The organism is Daejeonella sp. JGW-45, assembly GCF_029360805.1.
Taxonomy (GTDB): domain Bacteria; phylum Bacteroidota; class Bacteroidia; order Sphingobacteriales; family Sphingobacteriaceae; genus Daejeonella.
Genome location: NZ_JARKNC010000005.1, coordinates 1 through 970 on the forward strand (window position 1 = coordinate 1; position 970 = coordinate 970).

Sequence of the window (970 nt, forward strand, 5' to 3'; positions counted from 1 at the left end):
TGTAGCCTTCCCATTTTTAAGACACCGTTAATTTAGAGTTATTTCCTCAATTAATACATTCTTCGTGTTGACCTCAGTCTGTTGTTTGGAGATCATAGCAGGTACCATTCCTTTAAGAGCGCTGTGAGGTTTCATATGGTTGTAATCGTAAACCCACTCATCGCATAAGATCCTCAGTTGTTCCAGGTTCTCAAAGAGGTAAGCATTGAGTACATCTTCCCGGAATGTCCGGTTCAACCGTTCTATATAACCATTCTGCATAGGCTTGCCTGGCTGAATAAACTGCAGCGCTATTTTGTTGTCATCGCACCAGTTTTTTAACTCTTTGCTGATAAATTCCGGACCATTGTCCACCCGGATCTTAACTGGCTTTCCTCTCTCATTTATAACCTGTTCCAGCACCATAATTACCTTCCATGCAGGAATGCTGTAATCTGCGTAGGCAGCAAGACACTCTCTGCTGCAATCATCCATGATATTTAATATCCTGACTCGTCTGCCGCTCATTAAAGCATCGCTTACAAAGTCCATACTGTAGCTGTAATTAATCAGTTGTGCCGCTTCTAATGGTTGTTTTATACGTGCAGGCAGCCTGCGCTTATGCTTACGCCTAAATACCAATCTCATGGATCTGTAAACCCTGAGAACCCGTTTACGATTCCATACCAAGCCCTCAAGCCGAATTTTACCGTAGTAGTCGTCAAATCCTCGTGTAGGATAGCGTTCAGCCAGACTTTGAAGTTTGTCCATCACTTCGGTGTCGTCTTTCCTGCTTTGATAGTACCATAACGAACGGTGCAGACCTACAGTCCGGCAAGCCCTGTCAATGCTGACTCCAACTTCACTAACCGACCATTCTGCCAGCTCCCGCTTTTGGCAGGGCTTTACAACTTTTTTTCGATGATCGTTTTGGCAAGTTGATAATCCAGGCTTAGCTCAGCGTACATCTGTTTAAGCCTCCGGTTCTCGT

1 pseudogene is annotated in these 970 nt (G+C 44.4%); it reads right to left on the minus strand.

Going from position 1 to position 970, the window contains the following annotated elements:
* Positions 1-27: 27 nt before the first annotated feature.
* Positions 28-888: pseudogene (locus tag P2W76_RS07460) on the minus strand (IS3 family transposase); the annotation flags it as partial.
* Between the last annotated feature and the right edge of the window lie 82 nt (positions 889-970).